Source organism: Arthrobacter sp. Y3221087 (assembly GCF_059089905.1).
Genome location: NZ_JBNHFE010000001.1, coordinates 554,210 through 566,708, shown reverse-complemented (window position 1 = coordinate 566,708; position 12,499 = coordinate 554,210). Strand labels below are relative to the sequence as shown.

The following is a 12,499-nucleotide window of genomic DNA, read 5'->3' as shown; positions in this document are numbered from 1 at the left end:
GCGGCAATGAGCAGCGGTCCCCTCAACATCGAACCGGCCCTGAAGGCCCTGGCGGCCGCCCTCCATGGCGAGGGCCCCGCCGTCGAACTTTCCATCGCCGGGGACGGCTCCCTGGTGGTGGGCCACGTTGAAACGCCCGGCTGCGACGATGCGGTGGCCGTGGTCCGCACCTCCGGATCCACCGGAACGCCCAAGGCGACGGTCCTCACCGTGGAATCGCTAGCCGCGTCCTCCATGGCCACGGCGTTGGCGCTGAAGGGTGAAGGGCAGTGGCTCCTGGCCCTGCCGGTGCAGTACGTGGCAGGCATCCAGGTGCTGGTGCGTTCGCTGTTCGCCGGCACGCGCCTCTGGGTTATGGACATGTCCGGCGGGTTCACGCCGGAGGCTTTCACAGCCGCGGCACTGGAGCTGACGGACAAGATCCGCTTTACCTCACTGGTCCCCACCCAGCTGCAGCGGCTCCTTGATGACCCGTCACCCGAAACCCTGGCGGTGCTCCGCCGGTTCAACGCCGTCCTCCTGGGCGGGGGTCCGGCGCCTGAGTCCCTGCTGGACGCTGCCCGGGACGCCGGCGTACGCGTTGTCACCACCTACGGGTCCGCGGAATCCTCCGGCGGCTGCATCTACAACGGCTACCCCCTGGAAGGCGTGTCCGTCCGGGTGGACGGGGACGGCCGCATCCTGCTGGGCGGCGACACCATCGCCGCCGGCTACCTTGAGGCGCCGGACCAGGAGTCCGGCACCTTCTTCGAGGAGGACGGCGTGCGGTGGTACCGCACCAACGACCTCGGCAGCATTGACGACGACGGCCGGCTCACCGTGCTGGGCAGGATGGACGACGTGATCATCACCGGCGGCATGAAAGTCTCCGCTCTGCACGTGCAGGAGGAACTGGAAAAGTCCGACGGCGTCACGGCCGCGTTCGTGGCTGGCGTTCCCTCCGCGGAGTGGGGCCAGGCCGTGGCCGCGTATGTTGCCCTCGCGGACGAACCCGCCGCCCCGGGTGCCGCCGGTTCGGTCGCCGCACCGGGGGAACGCGCCGTCGTGCTTGAACAGGAATGGCACCGCAGGCTGGGGGTGCTGGCACCCAAAACCGTGCTGGCCGCCTCCGCCCTGCTGATGCTGCCCAACGGCAAACCCGACCGGGTTGCCATGACCGCCGAACTCAGCGCCCTGCACCAGGGAAAGTAGAGTGGACCTGCACCAAAGCGGCGGGTGCGTGCTTCCGCCCCGCCGGACTCCCGATTCAATACGAGGTACTAACCGTGGCCACAGCCGCACAATGGATCCAAGGCGCGCGACTGCGAACCCTGCCCGCCGCGATAGCGCCGGTACTTATCGGCTCCGCTGCCGCCTACGAGATGGATTCGTTCCTCCTGTTCAACGCCATCCTCGCTGCACTGGTGGCCCTGCTGCTGCAGGTGGGCGTGAACTTCGCCAACGACTACTCCGACGGCATCCGCGGGACGGACGATGACCGGGTAGGCCCGCTGCGCCTGGTCGGTTCCGGCGTGGCCAAGCCGGAGCACGTGAAGCGAGCCGCGTTCGGGACCTTTGCTGCGGCGATGGTGTTCGGGCTGGTCCTGGTGATCATCACCCAGAGCTGGTGGCTGATCCTGGTGGGACTGGGCTGCGTCATGGCTGCCTGGGGGTACACGGGCGGCAAGAACCCCTACGGCTACATGGGCTTGGGCGACGTGTTCGTGTTCGTGTTCTTCGGCCTGGTGGCGACGCTCGGCACCACCTACACCCAGGCAGGGCAGATCAACCTGCCCGCCATCATCGGCGCCATCGGCACCGGGCTCATTGCCACCGCCCTGCTGATGGCCAACAACGTGCGGGACATCCCCACGGACATGCAGGTGGGCAAGAAGACCCTGGCCGTGCGGCTGGGTGACAAGCATGCCCGGGAAAGCTACGTGCTGATGCTGGCCGTGGCCATCCTGCTGGTGGTCATCCTGGCTCCGGCGCGGCCATGGATGCTGATTGTGCTGCTGCTGATACCGGCCTGCCTGATGCCGTCCTGGCTGATGATCAACGGCCGCAAGCGCAAGAGCCTCATCCCGGTGCTGAAGCAGACCGGCCTCATCAACCTCGGGTACAGCCTGCTGTTCTCACTGGGCCTGGTGCTCAGCCACGGGTTCTAGGCCCTAGCTGCGCGGCTTGTGGTCCTTCGCGTCATTGCTGATGGCGATGTCCGGGTTAGCGTCCAGGAGCGCGTCCTCTGCGTTGGCGTCCTGGACCTCATTGGCCGAACGGAGCGGCTTGGCCTTGCCGGAGAACCGATGGTGCAGGGCTGCGGCAGCCTCGTCCCGCTGCTTCTGGAAGAAAAGGTAGCTGACGGCGAAGGCGATCAGGGCGGCACAGATCACGGACATCAGGACGCCCAGCTGCAGGAGCGTGAACAGCACGAACAGCGGTGCGAAGAGGGCAAGTCGGATCAGGGAATATTTCAAAAAGGCCACATTCAAGTTTAGCCGTCTCCCGCCCGGGGTCCCGCGGCCCTGCGGGCGATAGACTTGATGGCATGCTCCTCCGTGTGGCTTTGGCCGTGGCAGTCCTCGTCATCTTCGTGTATGGCCTCGTGGACGTGATCCGCACGGACGGCCGGCTCACGCGGGGAATTTCCAAACCCGCATGGATCGTGGTGATGATCGTCCTCCCCGTCCTGGGCGCCATCCTCTGGCTGCTCATCGGTCGGCCGCGCGGTTCCGCCCCGCAGCAACAGAACTACCGGCACCCCACCGCCCCGGACGACGACCCCGATTTCCTCCGTAACCTTGAACTCCGCCGCCGCAACGAGGCCGAGGCTGCCCGCCTTAAGAAGCTCAAGGAAGAGCTGGATGCCAAGGCCAAGGACGACGGCGGCAAGGACAAGCACGAAACCGACGAACGCGATACCGACGGACGGAAGTAGGACCTATGGCTCACCAACCTGACGGAGAAGAGCGTCTGCGGACCAATACATCCGGGACCGCCTATCCGGCAGAGGGGCAAGCCACCGAACCGTCCGATTCGTCCGCCGGCCAGCCCCCGGCACCGCCTCCCACCCAGCACGCCCCGCCGCCGCGGCCGGGGCTGTCCTATTCCGCACCTGCCCCCATCGCCGTCATCCCGCCGGCTCCGGGCACCATCAGGCATGGCCGCACACTGTGGCTTGCCAGCTTCCTGGCGGGCCTGGCCGTCCTGGTGGGTTCCTTCCTCACCCGCGACGGGCACCTGGAACGGCTGCGCGGAGTGGTGGAGCAGATGGCGCCGGGCGGTGACGCAGAGGCCGTGACCACCGCCACCGGGATCGTTTTTTGGGGAAGCGGAGGAGCCTTGCTGCTGGTGATCCTCCTTGAGGCAGCGATGCTGGGCGTGGTGCTGGGCCGGCAGGGCTGGGCCAGGTGGGCCCTCATCCCGCTGCTCGCCGGCCACGCGCTGGTGATGATCGTCGCCATCGCGTTCCTCGTCCCCGAGGGTGACGGCGCCAGCTACGTCCTGCTGCTCTGGGGCGCCGAACTGCTCCTGGCCCTGGTCGGGCTGGTGATGTTCTTCCTGCCCTCAGCGAACGCCTGGCTCAAGACGAGCCACCCCGCCGGCTGACCGCCGGCCGCTCAGGCGGAGTGCCGAAGCGGCTGGCGCTGCCGGGTGGATGCTTCCGCCAGCACTCCCTCACAACTGCGGATAACAACCCTGCAGGCGTCCAGCGCGGCGCGGTCCGTCAGCGGGTTCTCGGCCACCGAGCGCCACCGGAGCAGGAACCGGCGGGCCTCGTCCGCCACGTCGTCAGGGCTTGCGTCCTCGCCCAGCCCCAGCCGGACGTGCGGCGCAGCGCCCCAGCCCCCGATCAGGCCTTCTGCCTCCGCTGCAAGTTCCGGGCGGATAGGCACGCCTGAAGTCCGCAGTGTGGCCAGCAGCCGCAGTTCCCGGAACTCGTGGGCATTGGCCTGCAACCGTTCCAGCGCGGCGGCCAGCTGCCCGGTATCCGGGCGGGGGGAGGTGCGCAGCAGGGATTCCACCCCCACCAGGGCGGTCCGGGCCTTCAACGCCTCGGCGCGGGCCTGGAACTGGCGGTTGAGCAGCTCCAGCAGCGGATCCAGGCCGCTGCGGCGGGCGAGTTCGTGAGCCAGCGGCGTGGGTTCGTCGAACCCGTTCCGGAGCAGGACGACGGCCAGCCGGATACCGAACAATCCATACCTGGACAACAGGGAAACCCGGGCCTCCGCCGTCAGGCCCTCCGGTCCGGCGGACCGGACGAACCGGTCGGCAGAGAGCAGCATCTTTTCGCGGTCGGCACGCTCCAGGCCTGCCAGCAGCTGCAGGGCGGCAAAGTCCTGCTGGCGCATGGTGCGGGCGCTCTGGGCAAGGAGGCCGGCCACGGGGACCACGCCCAGGGCCAGCTTCCGCAGGTTGTGGTCCCGCCGGTACCGCTCGGCGATTTCCCCGGCCGAGAGCAGCGAATCGATGCGCCCTGCGCCTACCTCATCCGCGCGGGACAGGACCGCGAGCGCATTGACGGTGCCGGAGCGGCCTGCCTCCGTGTCCCGAAAGGATTCGAGGAACCGGAGGTCGGAGGCGTGCATGTGGCGCATCAGGTAGATGATCGCGTCCGCTTCCGACGGCGTGTCCCCGGGCGTCAGGAAGCTCGTGGACCGGGCAGACACGTCCTCGGAAAGGGAAGCGATGCCCGGCGTATCGATCAGGGTCATGGTCCGCAGCGTGGGCGACGGCCACTCCACGTCCAGCCGCTCCACGTCCTCCGCCTGCACGTCACCCAGGACGAACACCAGGCGGCCGTCCACGCGCTTGAGCGGCAGGATGCGGGGTTCCCCGACCCGGGGGTGGAGGGTGATGCGGGGTGTGTGCCCGTAGCGGTACCACGTGACGATCCTGGTGCACTCGCCCGTGTCCGTGGGCGCGATTTCCTCGCCGATGATGGCGTTCAGCAGAGTGGACTTGCCCGCCTTCACCATCCCGGCAATGGCTATCCGCAGGGGCTCGGCCAGCCTGCGGGCATAATTGCGCAGCACCCCGGCAGCCGCCGGGTCATCGCCGTAAACTTTCAGGGCCTCCTGGACCAGGCCGGCGGCACCGTCAATGGTTGAACCGGTCATCCTGCGCCCACAGACGTGAGCTTCTGGGCGCCGGCTGCCACCTCGGCAGCGACCGCCTCTGCCGCCCGGTGGAGGGCATCGACTTTCTTGAGCTCGGCCCTGATGTCCTTGATCCGGACGTCCTTCTCCAGCGCGTAGGTGGTGGCAGCCTTCTGCGCTGCGCTCACGGAATCGGTCAGGGAGCGGTGGTGTTCTTCCGCGATCTCGGTGAAGTGGTCGCGGATGGACCGCTGGACCAGCCGAAGCCGGTCCTTGAGCTGCTTGCCCACCTGGAATGTCACGTCATCGATTTGCCGCCTGACCAGCGCCTTCGCTTCGCCCTGCCGTCGCTTGAGCCGCGCCTCCTTGTCCTCCCGGTACGCTTTGCGGCCCAGCAACAGGCCGGCGCCAACGGAGAGCGGATTGATCAGGGCCATGCCGAAGATGCCGGTCAAAAGGCCGAACATCAGCACGCCACCATAGGAGCCGCGCATGCCGATCAGCACTTTTTGCATCGGGTTGATGCGGCCGTCGTCCATGTCCGGCATTGCGTCCACGGGATCCAGCGCGTCACCGGAATCGGACACGCGCATGACCGGCAGTGACACTTCCTCGGCGGCGAAGTGCTCGGCAACCTGGGCCGCCAGCCACTGCGCCCGCTCGCTGGTCCACACAAAGGTGTCCGAGATGGCGGCGGCGGCGCATTCCTCCAGCCACTTGGAAAACTCGTTCCAGCTTGGTCCCGGGTCCCCCTGGTCGATGGCAGTCTCAGCTTCCCTCTGGATGCGGCGCAGGCGGTCCCTTAGGTCGTATTCCATGTCCGCAATGAGGTCGCTGATGCCGTCGTTGAGGGTGATCTGCCACCGGGCCGAGCGTTTGCGGAGTTCGTCCGCCTCGGTCCTGGCCATTTCCAGTTCGGCGATCATCCGGGGCGTGCCCTCGGGGTTTTCGAGTGCTTCAAGCTCTGACTGCAGTGAGAGCCGAAGGTTTTCGGTAACGGAGAGCAGGTCTTGGCTGACGGAACGGCGCTGCAGGCGCTGGGCCTTTCCGACGATCTCATTCCGAAGGTGCGTAATCAGGACCGGAAAGCCGGATTCGGCGTTCAACTCGCTGTCCTGCAGGCGCGCAGCCTCCAGCCGCAGGTCTGAGGACACGGGGAACAACGGAATATCCGGAGCCACCCTGCCCAGGTGGGCACGGTCCGTTTCTTCCACCCGGCGCCAGTCCGGGTACAGATCCGTCTTGGACAGGACACCAACAACGCTGGGGGTGATCCGCATGGCCTGGCGGAGGAAACGCAGTTCAGGTTCGGTGTACTCCTGTGAAGCATCCGACACCAGCAGCATGGCATCGGCGGTGGGCAGCGCGGTCAGGGTGGTCAGGGTGTGGGACGAGCCCATCCCGCCAACGCCCGGGGAGTCAATGACGGTAAGCCCGCCGGTCAGGATCTTCCGGGGCAGGCAGACCTCCGCGGCCACGAGCTTCTTGCTGTTTCCCGGGTTGCCATGCTCGGAAACATAGGCCGGGAGGTCGGCAAGCGGGATGGGCTGCCGTTCCACACTGGCCTCGTCGGCGCCGTCCTTGTCAGCTTTGGGAACCAGGATGGACGCCGATGCAGGGTCGCCGTAGCGGACCACGGTGGGCACCGAGGTGGCAATATCATCATCCACGGGACATGCGGGGGCGCTGACCAGGGCGTTTATAAGTTTGCTCTTTCCCTGCTTGAACTCGCCCACCACGATGACGCGGATGCTGGGGTCCCTGAGCCTGCCCAGGGTCTGGTCCAGGCGCTTCCGGAGGTCCGCCCGGTCACCGGTGCTGACCAGTTGAAGGCCGTGCTCCACCAGTTTGATAAGCTGCGCCGCCGTCGCCGGGGTAGTGGGTTTGGCCGGTCCTTCTTCTGCCACAGCGTGTCCTTTTCCTCGAGTCCCGATTTGGAATGTGGGATGGGTTGGGAAGAGCCCGGCAGGTGTTCTGGGTTCACCTGCCGGGCTGCTTCCGGTGTGCTACAGCGTTGCCTCTTAGAGCGTTACGTCGTCCCCTGCCACATTCACGTCTTCGACCTCAATGTCCGTGTCGATCTCGGTGGTGTTGGTGGTCTCCTCCGAGTAGCTGAGTTCGTTGTCGGCGACAATGATGTTGTCCTGAAGGACGGCGGTCTGCGAGTTGTCCTGGAACGAGTCCTCGACGTCGACATCAACATCGGTGGAGTTGTCCTGGAATGAATCCTCGATTTCCACCTCGGTGGTGTTGGTCTCCGTGGTCGAGTTGTCATTGAAGGAATCCTCGAAGTCAACGTCGATGTCGGTGTTCGTGGACTTGTCCTCGTTGAAGGACTCGTCGATCTCGACGCTCTCGTCGTTGAAGGAATCGTCAATGTCAACGTCAACCGAGTTGTCCGTGGAGTTGTCGGAATGATCCGAGTTGTCGTTGAACGAGTCCTCGATGGAGTTGTCCGAGTTGTCCGAGTTGTCGTTGAACGAATCGTCGATGTCGGCGTCCACGTCCACGTCCGTGTTGAAGGAGTCGTCGACGTTGGTTTCCTCGTTGCCGATGTTGACGTCGCCGCCGGCCTTGATCGAGTTGTCCGTGGAGTTATCCGTAGAGTTGTCCGTGTTGTAGGAATCCTCGATGTTGTTGGAATCCTTAACGTAGGCGTCATCGCCGGCAGCAACGGCACGGTCGCCGGAGGCGATCACGGAATCGTTGTCGAACCACTGCTTGACGTCCCCGTCGGCCCAGATGTTCTGGTTGACCGACTGGTCAACGATGTTGTCGCGGTCATCAACCGTTGAGGTGTACGAGTAGTTGTTCACCACGTGGTGCAGCTGCTGGACGGCATGGGCGTGGTCGTCGCCACCGTGGTGGCCGCCGCCACCATGTCCGCCGCCATGGTGGCCGCCGCCGTGTCCGCCGCCACCATGGTTGCCGCCACCACCGTGGTTGCCGCCGTCGTTATCCCGGGTCCAGGAGGTGTTGCCACCGGTGTTGTATTCGCGGTCGAACCGGGAGTTGACCGTGATGGGTGCGTAGTCCAGGACAACCGGCATCGCGGCGTCAACATCTGCCGAGCAAACATGGCCAAGGCCATGGTCTTCCAGGACCTTCTCCGGATCATCCAGGAAGTCCTGCGCGGCCTGGCGGTCGCCGAAGAGGTGCATCAGGAACTGTACGAGGTCGTTTGCGAGTGTCATTTGATGGTCCCCTGGTTTCTCTGAGTTGAATTCCGCCAAGCTTCCTTGCCGGGCTTGGATCAAACGTATGGTCCGGGTGCAGAACCGGGCATCGGGCCGATTCCCCCTTCCAGCAGTCCCCCTGCTGGGGAACTGCCGCACCCCCTGTTAGGGGCATTAGGGGTTCACTCGAGAGGAGGATTCTCCGAGTTCAGGGCTACGCGCAGCCGGGCCAGCAGGTCCGATCGGTTCTCCGCTCCCAGGCGCCGGCGCATGCGGGCAATGTGGTGTTCGGCCGTTCGTGGCGAGATGTAGATGGCTTCGCCGATCTCCCGATAGGTCTTGCCCTCAAGCACCAGCCGGGCCACTTCCTTTTCCCGCTCGCTGAGCCCCGTCCCGTCGGGATGCATGCCGTTTCCCGTCTCGGCAGGGGCGGTACCGGATTCGACCGAGCCGGAGCTTCCCCCGCCCGCGGAGCTGCCCTGCGGATGGAGGTCGCGGGCACAGGACAGCAGACGCACCATGTCTTTGCGATCCTCCGCCTTCGCGGCAGCGTGGCCAGCCAGCCGGGCACCCTCCCAGGGCATTCCCACCCTGCCCAGGCTTCGTGCTGCCGCTTCAACCTCGGCGGGACTGAACCTGTTGGCCAGGACGGAAACCCATGCCTTGCCGGCGGTGGCGAGCACCGCCGCGAGATGGCTGTGGTTCGCCGCGCGGGCCAGGGCTGCGGCATGGGGTGCGAGGTCCGACGGGCTCTCGCTGAGCATGGCTGCCTGGACCGCCGCCCAGTGGAACGGCACAGCCCACAGAGGCGGATCACCGAGGCGGCCGAGCAGCCGGTTCGCCTCGTCGAAATAGTGCACAACCCGGCGGGTTTCCCGGAGCCGGGCTGCAGCGATCATCAGTTCGCCCCACGGCAGGAGGCTGTAAAGATCGACGACGGTGTGCAGCATCGCCTCGCGGGCCCGTTCCCAGGCCTTGAGTAGTTCGGGAACGTCGCCGTTGCGGCGTGCTAGGCCAACTTCAAGTGCCGAGCACAGGAACTCGTCCCGCGGCACCAGCGGCCAGTGGTTCGTTTTGGATGCCTCGTTGATGGCGAGCCGGGCATCCTCGAGTTTGTCCTGCATCATCGCCGACCATGCCTGCAAGAGGAAGAGCCGGGGCTTGGCCCCGTTGCCGCCCTGGCCCGCCGCAGCCGCGGAACGGCAGACGGTTTCGGCCAGATGCGGCTCCCCGCTGTGCAGGGCCACCAGTGCGGCCAGCGCGGCGGGTGTCTCCGGCATGGGAAGCGCCGTGCCGGCGGCGTTGAGCATATCCGAGGCGTGGATCAGGAGGGGGAGGCCCTGGTGCGGATCAGCCGCAAGGGACTCCAGGAGGCCCTTGCCGGTCTGGGCGAGCGTGGTGGCCAGGAGCGTGGGCGAAGCCGCCGGCGCGTCCGCACGGAACAGTGCCTCGGCGCCGGCACGGTTGCCGCAGCCAAGCAGGGCGACGGCGGCGAGGGGCGCCGATTGCCCCACCCGCGAGGACCCCAGCCAGCTGTAGATGTCAGCGCCGCGTGCCAGCATCCCGCGCTGGGCCCAGACGGCGGCGGCGACATCGGCACCACGGCGCACGTCCGGCGGGTCCTCCTCAACCAGGAGGGTGTCGATAATGCGCGTGGCGGTGTCCAGGTCGCCGTCGCCCGCCGCGGCCTGGGCACGCCGCGCGGCGGTGGCAATCTCATCGGCACCGGCCAGCAGTGCTTCACCGTACAGCTGGTAGGCCAGCCCTGGATCGTGGTTCAAGGCCTTGTTGGCAGCGTGCTCCAGCTCCAGGGCCACCCGTGGATCGGCAAGGCCGCCACGGGCCAATTCCCGTGCCACATCACCCAGCGGCTGGCCGGCAGCGGCGTAGGCGGACACCAGTTCGCGCTGGAGCGCATGGACTTTCGCGGTGGGAGCAACGGTCAGCAACGCATGCTGTGCCTGTCCCACAACCGTGCCATCGGTGGTCAGCAGGCCTGCGGACTCTGCGCGTTGCACCAGGACATCCAGGCTGTCCACCTCGCCGCCGTCGATCCTGCGCTGCAGGCCGGCAGGCAGCGGTCCCGGAAGGGTAAAGCCAACGGACAACGCCAGCAGCAGCTCCCGTACGGCCGCGTTCTCGCCCTTGAGCTGCCGGGCCATGTGTTCGGCGGCGTGGGCCGGCTGCCCCTGGTGGTTCGGCTCCGCATATGCCGGTTCCTCGGCCCCGGTGTGATCGCCCAACATGCTAAGCCCCCGGTTCCGTCGGAGCGGCAGTTTCCACTGCCGGCGCTTCTGTTGTGGTCTGTACCGGTTCATCCGTAACCGGTGCCGGCTCCTGCGTCACTGGAGGCGGCTCTTCAGTTGCGGGCGGGGACGGTTCCTCAGTCGCATTCGTGGGTTCATCCGTGACCGCAGGCTCTGGTTCTTCCGTTACTGGCGGGGGCGTGGTGGTTCCCGGGTCGGACGGCAGCGGGTCAGATGTGCCCGGCGCGGCCGGCTCTGTTGTTCCCGGTGCCGCCGGTTCGGTGGTCCCGGAACCTGTCGGGGTGCCGGTGGGCTCGGTGGTGCCACCCGCCGTCGTGCTTCCGGTTCCGGAGCCCGTGCCTGCGGCGGCGGCACTGGCGCCGGCCTCGGAACCCGTGGCGGCTCCGGTGGATGGTCCGCTGGTCGCGCTCTCGGCGGTTGCGCTGGCGGAGGGACGGCTGGTAGGCGAGGCCTCGACCTCGACTCCGGCGCTTGGCGGTGCCGGCTTCTTCACTCCGGCCTCGATGCCTGCCAGCGGCGCCGCAGCATCGCCAGCTGCTCCCCCGGTTCCGTCACCCGTGCCGGATCCGCCGTCGGGTTTCGCCCCGGGCGCGGCTTCTGCGCCTGGCTGGAAGATGGATGCGAGGTTGTTTAGACCCTCCGGGCTTTGGGCAGCGGTGGCAGTGAGGACGGTGAACATGGCGGCGGCGGCTGCGATGGCGGTCAGCCGCACTGTCGGCTTGGGAGCATGCGCCCCGCCGTGGTGTCCGTGCCCGGGACCATGGGCGGCAGCGGCATCCGCCGCCGGGCCCTTCCGGGACCAGCTGGCCGGCCGGACCGGCAGGTGAGCTCCCTCTGCGGCGGAATCCGCGGCAGCGGCTTCCGGCTCCGCGGCCGCCGCGGGAGCAATCTCCGGCAGTGCCAGTACCGCGGACACGGCGGCCCCGAGGCAGATGGAGGATTTGGGATCGGCATCGACGGCGATGGGCCGGTCCAGCTGTTCGGAGATCAGCTGGGCCACCAGCGGGATCCGGGAGGAACCACCGATGAGCAGGACGGCGGTGAGGTCTGCAGGTTCCAGCTCCAGCTGAGCCAGCGACTGTTCCAAGGCGTCCACGGTATCGCGGACCGGCTCCTCGATCAGTGCCTCGAACTCGGACCGGACCAGGCGGACCTGCTGCTGGAGGCCAGGCAGGAGCACGGAGATGCTGGCCTCGCTGTCCGAGGACAGGGCTTCCTTGGCTTCCACGCATTCCCGCCGCAGCCGGGCCAGCGCCGCGAGCACATTCGGGTCTTCGGCGTCGAGGCCGGCCATGGCTTCGCCGGTGTTCCCTGCCACGAAGCGGAATACTGCGGCGTCAAAGTCGGCGCCGCCGAGGTCCTCAATGCCTTCCGGCCGTCCCAGCACCGCGAACCGGTTGCTGCCGGTTTTGCGGAGGACAGCGGTATCGAAGGTCCCGCCACCGAGGTCGTAGACGGCCACCGTGCTGCCATCCTCCACCCGGACCTGCGATGCGTAGTGCAGCGCAGCCGCTTCGGGCTCGGTCAGCAGCGTGACGTTTGGCAGGCCGTGGGCGGCTAGGGCGTCCCGGACCACGGACGTGCGGTGGCTGCCCCAGGCGGCAGGGTGGGTCAGGATGACTTCCGACGGCGGCTCCCCCTCCCGTTCCGCTGCCCGGTCCGCCACCCAGCGCGCCATGGTGGCGAAGACGTCTTCGGGCGGAAGGGACAACGTGCCCACGGAAATCGGCACGGAATCGCCAATCCGGCGCTTGAACTCCCGCACCACGCGGCCGGGGGAATCGAGGCCGCGGCGCTCTGCTGCCTCCCCCACCAGGATGGGGCCCTCCTCCGGGTAGTACACCACGGATGGCACGGCAGACCCGCGAAGACCCAGCGGAAGGCACTCCGGAATGGGTTTGATCCCCTGCTGAAAACGGACAACGGCGGCTGCCGTGAAACTGGTCCCGACATCAATGGCGAGAACGTAGCTCATGGG

General features: G+C 67.2%; 10 protein-coding genes. 4 read left to right on the top strand and 6 right to left on the bottom strand.

Going from position 1 to position 12,499, the window contains the following annotated elements; all coding sequences use genetic code 11:
* The first annotated feature begins 6 nt into the window (after positions 1-6).
* Complete coding sequence (locus AC5RUO_RS02615; RefSeq protein ID WP_494102727.1) at positions 7-1,191, top strand: AMP-binding protein; 1,185 nt, start codon at positions 7-9, stop codon at positions 1,189-1,191.
* Positions 1,192-1,265: 74 nt separating this feature from the next.
* On the top strand, positions 1,266-2,147 hold the full coding sequence (locus AC5RUO_RS02610) for a 1,4-dihydroxy-2-naphthoate polyprenyltransferase (RefSeq protein ID WP_494051649.1): 882 nt from the start codon (positions 1,266-1,268) through the stop codon (positions 2,145-2,147).
* Between the two features lie 3 nt (positions 2,148-2,150).
* Here AC5RUO_RS02610 and AC5RUO_RS02605 read toward each other — a convergent pair whose 3' ends face one another.
* The gene (locus tag AC5RUO_RS02605) at positions 2,151-2,465 is read right to left on the bottom strand and encodes a DUF4229 domain-containing protein (RefSeq protein ID WP_494010010.1); all 315 of its coding nucleotides are present in this window, start codon (positions 2,463-2,465) and stop codon (positions 2,151-2,153) included.
* A 62-nt stretch (positions 2,466-2,527) separates the two neighbouring features.
* Between AC5RUO_RS02605 and AC5RUO_RS02600 the strand changes: the two genes are divergently transcribed.
* Positions 2,528-2,917, top strand: coding sequence for a PLD nuclease N-terminal domain-containing protein (locus AC5RUO_RS02600; RefSeq protein WP_494102726.1), 390 nt, complete (start codon positions 2,528-2,530; stop codon positions 2,915-2,917).
* 5 nt (positions 2,918-2,922) lie between these two features.
* Entirely contained in the window at positions 2,923-3,588 is a 666-nt protein-coding gene (locus AC5RUO_RS02595; RefSeq protein WP_494102725.1) for a hypothetical protein, read from the top strand.
* Between the two features lie 11 nt (positions 3,589-3,599).
* Here AC5RUO_RS02595 and AC5RUO_RS02590 read toward each other — a convergent pair whose 3' ends face one another.
* The 5 genes from AC5RUO_RS02590 to AC5RUO_RS02570 all read right to left on the bottom strand — a co-directional run bounded on the left by AC5RUO_RS02590 (position 3,600) and on the right by AC5RUO_RS02570 (position 12,496).
* Positions 3,600-5,099, bottom strand: coding sequence for a dynamin family protein (locus AC5RUO_RS02590; RefSeq protein WP_494010007.1), 1,500 nt, complete (start codon positions 5,097-5,099; stop codon positions 3,600-3,602).
* On the bottom strand, positions 5,096-6,985 hold the full coding sequence (locus AC5RUO_RS02585) for a dynamin family protein (protein ID WP_494102724.1): 1,890 nt from the start codon (positions 6,983-6,985) through the stop codon (positions 5,096-5,098). Before AC5RUO_RS02585 ends, AC5RUO_RS02590 begins: the two co-directional genes overlap by 4 nt.
* Before the next feature lie 114 nt (positions 6,986-7,099).
* Positions 7,100-8,272, bottom strand: coding sequence for an IniB N-terminal domain-containing protein (locus tag AC5RUO_RS02580; protein WP_494102723.1), 1,173 nt, complete (start codon positions 8,270-8,272; stop codon positions 7,100-7,102).
* A 164-nt stretch (positions 8,273-8,436) separates the two neighbouring features.
* Complete coding sequence (locus tag AC5RUO_RS02575) at positions 8,437-10,500, bottom strand: LuxR C-terminal-related transcriptional regulator (protein WP_494010004.1); 2,064 nt, start codon at positions 10,498-10,500, stop codon at positions 8,437-8,439.
* Position 10,501: 1 nt separating this feature from the next.
* Positions 10,502-12,496: an Hsp70 family protein gene (locus AC5RUO_RS02570; RefSeq protein ID WP_494102722.1), complete on the bottom strand. Its 1,995-nt coding sequence runs from the start codon at positions 12,494-12,496 to the stop codon at positions 10,502-10,504.
* Between the last annotated feature and the right edge of the window lie 3 nt (positions 12,497-12,499).

Bases quoted from the DNA above. Each gene is read 5' to 3' on its own strand.
- AC5RUO_RS02575 (WP_494010004.1), bottom strand. From the start codon at position 10,500: ATGTTGGGCGATCACACCGGGGCCGAGGAACCGGCATATGCGGAGCCG.
- AC5RUO_RS02595 (WP_494102725.1), top strand. From the start codon at position 2,923: ATGGCTCACCAACCTGACGGAGAAGAGCGTCTGCGGACCAATACATCC.
- AC5RUO_RS02570 (WP_494102722.1), bottom strand. From the start codon at position 12,496: ATGAGCTACGTTCTCGCCATTGATGTCGGGACCAGTTTCACGGCAGCC.
- AC5RUO_RS02615 (WP_494102727.1), top strand. From the start codon at position 7: ATGAGCAGCGGTCCCCTCAACATCGAACCGGCCCTGAAGGCCCTGGCG.
- AC5RUO_RS02590 (WP_494010007.1), bottom strand. From the start codon at position 5,099: ATGACCGGTTCAACCATTGACGGTGCCGCCGGCCTGGTCCAGGAGGCC.
- AC5RUO_RS02600 (WP_494102726.1), top strand. From the start codon at position 2,528: ATGCTCCTCCGTGTGGCTTTGGCCGTGGCAGTCCTCGTCATCTTCGTG.
- AC5RUO_RS02580 (WP_494102723.1), bottom strand. From the start codon at position 8,272: ATGACACTCGCAAACGACCTCGTACAGTTCCTGATGCACCTCTTCGGC.